Below are 4,615 nucleotides of genomic sequence, written 5' to 3'. Positions count from 1 at the left end.
CCGGACCCCGGCCGTCTTCGCGAGCTGCGGGACCGTGACCGCGCCCAGCGTGACCCCGAGCGGTGGGGACATCTGCCGGGATGCCCATCGCGAGGCCTCGGCGCTCCTTCGGGAACCAGCCGACGACGACCCGGCCGCTCGCCGCGTTCGTCGAGGCGCTCGTCATCCCGGCCGCGAGGAACGCCAGCCCGAGCAGCACGGTGTCACCGGCGGCGGCCCACGCGGCGGCGACCGACCGCTCTCCTTGCGTGACGTCCTCGAGCAGGGCTGACCAGCACCTGCACGGGGCCGTGCCCGTCGGCGGGGTGCACGAGCACCCGGCCGACCGAGGGACCGGGCAGCCCGCAGCGCCAGACCGACCACGCCACCGGCGGGACGCGCCCGGCACGGCGTCCGAGCAGGACCGTGTGGTCGTGGCGGAGCGTCGGCGAGCGGTGTGCGACGACCATCCGGCAGCCGCCGTCGAGCGCGGCACGGAGCACCGGGTCGTCGCGGTCGCTGCCGGCCCGGATGACGAGCACGTGCAGACCGTGTGCGATGCGCTCACGGACGTCCTGGGCCGTGAAGACCGGCACCCTCCCCGAGAAGCCGCCGTCGGTCAGGACCGGCAGCCCGGTCGCGGAGATCACCAGTGACGAGATGCGCCAGGTGTCGGTGAGGAAGAGCGGCAGGCCGGGGGCCTGGTGCGCGTCGAGGCGCTCGGCCTCCGCGACGAGCCGACGGACGTCGGTCGGGTAGTACGTCGGCTCCCCACCGCGCCACTCCGGGGCGGACACCGCGAAGGGGGTGTCCGGTCGGTGCCGCCCCACCGACGCGTCGAGACCGCTGCCGTCGCGTGCCGCGTCGAGCGCCTGCAGCGAGAAGGCGGCCGGTCCGGCCACGACGGCCAGTCCGGTGACGACCGCGACGACCGCCCGGGAGGCACGGAACGGGTCCGTTCCGCGTGTCACCACCGAGCGTGGCGGCAACACCACCGCGACCAGCGCCGCGACGACCGTCGCCGTCGCGATCGTCGTCGCCGGGCGGGTGAGGACCGCGGGCGCCTGGCTGCCCGCGGCGAGGTACTGCCACCACCAGGCCTGGCCGACGGCGAGGACCACCGGCACGGCCCGGACCCAGACGACGTGCGACCGCGCGAGGGCGACAGCGGCCCGCCACCCGACCGCGCCGAGGACGGCGAGCTGCACCCCGACGGCGGCGAGGTACGCGGTGTGCGGGATCCGCGTCACGGAGAGGACGCCGGCCGCGGTCACCAGCCAGACGGTGACCACCACGAGGGTGACGGCGCCGGTGCGGGGGGCGGCGGCCGTGCCGGTGGTCGTGCCGGTGCCGGCCGTCGTGCCGGTGCCGGCCGTCGTGCCGGCGCCGGTGCTGAAGAGGCCGCCGAGTGCGTCGGCGGCGAGTCGACGACCCAGGCAGAGGACGACCACGCCGACGAGGACGGCGAACACGGCCGCGGGCAGCATCCACGAGACCTGCGAGCCGAGGTGCGGTTCGAGCAGCTTCGTGATCCGCCCCGGGTCCCCGGCGGACGAGGCGGCCGTGGTCGGGCGCACCGCCACGGACCCGGGCCAGGCGCCGGCGTGCAGCCGATCGAGCCCGTTGTAGCCGAACACCATCGCCCAGGGGTCGTCGTCGGTGGAGCCGTCGACGTACGGCCGGGCCCCGACGGGCGTCCGCGCCAGCCCGACCACCCACACGAGCGACGCGGCGCCGGCCACGACGCCGAGCACCGTCGTCCGCGCGAGGCGCCACCACACGCCCCAGTGCCGACCACCGGGGCGGGCGGTGGCGAGCAGGGTCCCGAGGAGCAGCGCCGGCAGCACGAACCACGCCTGCAGCATCTTCGCCTGGAACCCGACGCCCACCGCGAGCCCGGCGGCGACGAGCGGCCACCACCGTCCGGTGATCGCGGCCCGCTGCCAGCAGAGCAGGGCGACGGCGAGGGCGGCCGTGACCATGCCGTCCTCCATCGGGTGCGCGAACATCGAGACGAAGACCGGCGTCGTCGCGGCGGCCAGGGCGGCGACGAGGCCGGTGCCGACCCCCGCCCCACCGGAGCCCGACGACCGAGCAGGCCCACACCGTGACGAGGCCCTCGAGGAGTTCGGGCAGCGCGATCGCCGTCGTGGAGTCCCCGAGCAGCCGGATGCTGAGCGCCTGCGGCACGAGGAACCCGGCGAGCTTGTCGAGGGTCACCGTCGCACCGGGGTCGAAGGCGCCGGACAGCATCGCGGGCCACGACTCGGACATCGACCGGGCGGCCGCCGCGTAGAAGGGAGCGTCGCCGCCGCGGGCGAGGTTCCAGCCCAGCAGCACGGTCGCACCGAGCAGCACGAGGAGCAGTGCCAGCCGCGCTGCGAGGTGTTGGTCGGCCCAGCGGGCCGGTCGTCCGGTGTCCACACCTGGACCCTGGCCGTCCGGGATGACGGTGCACCGCGATCGAGCCGCCAGCACGCCCCGAACACACGACCTCCGCTGAGCCGACGTGCGGCTCGTCCGGTCATCGTCCAGGACACGCGCAGCCAGGACCGAAGAGGGTCTCAGGCGTTCCCGAGGTGCGAGGCCCGGCCGACCTGCTCGCGGTTGCCCCGCGGCGGCCGGAGGTCCTGGTGGGCGCGGTCGCCCCGGGGTCAGTCGACCCGACGCGCGGCGATCGACCCGACCACGCCGAGGACGAGCACCGCCACGAGCACGACGAGCAACGGTGCCGTCCAGTCCCCGGTGGCCCCGTGCAGCGTGCCGGCGACGAGCGGTCCCGCGCTCCCGATGAGGTACCCGCCGCCCTGCACGAACGCGGACATCCGTCGGGCGTCGGCGTCGCTCGACACGATCCGGACGATCACGATGAACACGATGGTGATGCCGCCGCCCTGCGCTGCGCCGCCGAGCACTGACCAGAGGAGCCACAGCTGCGGCGCGAACAGGAGTCCGAGCGGCATCGCCAACCAGAAGAACGCGACGAGCGCGATGATCGCCCGGGGTCGCCACCGCGCCGCCAGCACCGGGACGCCGAGCGCGCCGATGACGGCGAGGATCTGGAACACCGACGAGCTCGCGCCGGACGACTCCTTCGAGAAGCCGATCTCGTCGTGCAGGAGCGTCGGGATCCAGGCGGTGAGGGCGTAGTACGAGAACGCCTGCCCGCCGAACGCCAGGGTGAGCCCCCACGTGATCCACCGGCGGGCCGGCGCCGGCGTCGGGGCGGTCGCCTTCCGCTCGTGGTCGGTGTCGAGCACGAGGTCGATCGGCCCGGTCTCCGGGAGGGGTTCGACCACGGACGGCCGCCGCCAGGCCGCACGGGGACCGACCGTGAACGTCCAGCCGATGCCGGCGAGCACCGCCAGGACGCCCCACACCGCGATGGCGACCGGCCAGCCCCAGACGGCCGCGATCGGCGCGGTGCCGAGCGAGGTGATCATCGACCCGACGTTGAGCGCCGACGTGTAGACGCCCGTCACGAGCCCCACGCGCTCGGGGGCGGTGTCACGGCGGATCACCACGGGGATGACGACGTTGCCGATCGTGATGCCGATGCCGATCACCGCGGTGCCGACGAGCAGCGCCGCCGACGAGGGCAGCGACCGGACGACCGTGCCCACCAGGACGACGACGAGCGAGAGGGACACCGCGCGTTCGGGGTCGGCCTTCGCGATCACCCAGCTCGCGAGCGGCGTGGCGAGGGCGAAGCACAGCACCGGGATCGTCGTGAGGAGCCCCGCGATGCCCGCGGTGAGCCCCAGGTCGGCGCGGACGTCCCCGATGACGGGAGCGGTCGCGACGATCGGGCCGCGGAAGTTCAGTGCGATGAGGACCACCGCGGCCGGCAGCAGCCAGGCGGCGTCGCGCAGGCGAGCGGTCCGGCCCGTGGCGCCCCTGGCGGTCACGGCAGCAGGATCGGCAGGAGGTCGAGCGGGGTGGCCGCCTGCGCGACGGTGCCCTCGGCCTCGGCGGGGGAGCCGTAGCCCCACGCCGCGAAGATCGTCGGCACCCCGTGGACAGCGGCGCCCTCGACGTCGTGCTTCCGGTCGCCGATGAGCACCGGACGGCTGACGTCGAACCCGCGGGCGTCGAGCCGACGCAGCGCCTCCGCGACCACGTCGGCCTTCGAGCTCCGGACCTCGTCGTCGCTCGCGCCGGTGATGATGTCGATGTCGCCGGTCAGGCCGTAGTGCTCGAGGATGTACGTCGCCGGGGTCTCGGGCTTGCTCGTCGCGGTCGAGATCGGCAGGCCGGCCTCGTGCAGGGTGTGCAGCACGACGTCGATGCCGGGGAACATCGCCGAGTCGAGGGCGCCGTGCGAGAGGTAGTGCTCGCGGTAGACGGCGAGCGTGTGCTCGGCCTGCGCGGTGTCCATGCCCATGGCGTCGTGGAAGGTGTCGAGGATCGGCGGTCCGACGAACGACATGAGCGTCGCGTGGTCCGGCACGGGGACGCCCACCGTGGTGAAGGTGTGCGTCATGCTCTCGAGGATGCCCGGAGCGGAGTCGCTGATGGTGCCGTCGAGGTCGAAGAGGATGGCGGGAACGGGCGCGTCATGTCCTGCCCAGCCTAGCCGGTGCCGTGGACGCCCCCGTCCCGGTGCCGCGCCGGCGGAACGGAGGCAACCGGGCCT

At 74.6% G+C, this 4,615-nt stretch carries 4 protein-coding genes and 1 pseudogene; 1 reads left to right on the top strand and 4 read right to left on the bottom strand.

Annotation, left to right across the window (positions count from 1 at the left end; translation table 11 throughout):
• A pseudogene (locus tag I59_RS23135) lies at positions 1–199 on the bottom strand (MFS transporter); the annotation flags it as partial.
• Positions 200–203: 4 nt separating this feature from the next.
• Positions 204–1,988, bottom strand: coding sequence for a hypothetical protein (locus I59_RS23130; protein WP_049976532.1), 1,785 nt, complete (start codon positions 1,986–1,988; stop codon positions 204–206).
• Positions 1,989–2,086: 98 nt separating this feature from the next.
• Here I59_RS23130 and I59_RS20675 point away from each other — a divergent pair, with 98 nt between their 5' ends.
• Positions 2,087–2,275: a hypothetical protein gene (locus tag I59_RS20675; RefSeq protein WP_049976531.1), complete on the top strand. Its 189-nt coding sequence runs from the start codon at positions 2,087–2,089 to the stop codon at positions 2,273–2,275.
• Positions 2,276–2,633: 358 nt separating this feature from the next.
• Here the strand turns inward: I59_RS20675 and I59_RS05225 are convergent, their stop codons facing one another.
• Together I59_RS05225 and I59_RS05220 are read right to left on the bottom strand one after the other, a co-directional pair.
• Complete coding sequence (locus tag I59_RS05225; protein ID WP_022902969.1) at positions 2,634–3,887, bottom strand: CynX/NimT family MFS transporter; 1,254 nt, start codon at positions 3,885–3,887, stop codon at positions 2,634–2,636.
• A complete protein-coding gene (locus tag I59_RS05220) occupies positions 3,884–4,519 on the bottom strand; it encodes an HAD hydrolase-like protein (protein WP_031272967.1) in 636 nt (211 codons plus the stop codon). The genes I59_RS05225 and I59_RS05220 overlap by 4 nt, the downstream gene beginning before the upstream one ends.
• Positions 4,520–4,615: the final 96 nt, after the last annotated feature.

The organism is Curtobacterium sp. B8, from assembly GCF_000333315.1.
Lineage (GTDB): Bacteria > Actinomycetota > Actinomycetes > Actinomycetales > Microbacteriaceae > Curtobacterium > Curtobacterium luteum.
The sequence above is the reverse complement of the archived record's forward strand: the minus strand, read 5'-3'. Positions and strand labels throughout refer to the sequence as shown.

Coding starts and splice junctions, on each gene's coding strand:
- I59_RS23130 (WP_049976532.1), bottom strand. CDS start 1,988: ATGTTCGCGCACCCGATGGAGGACGGCATGGTCACGGCCGCCCTCGCC.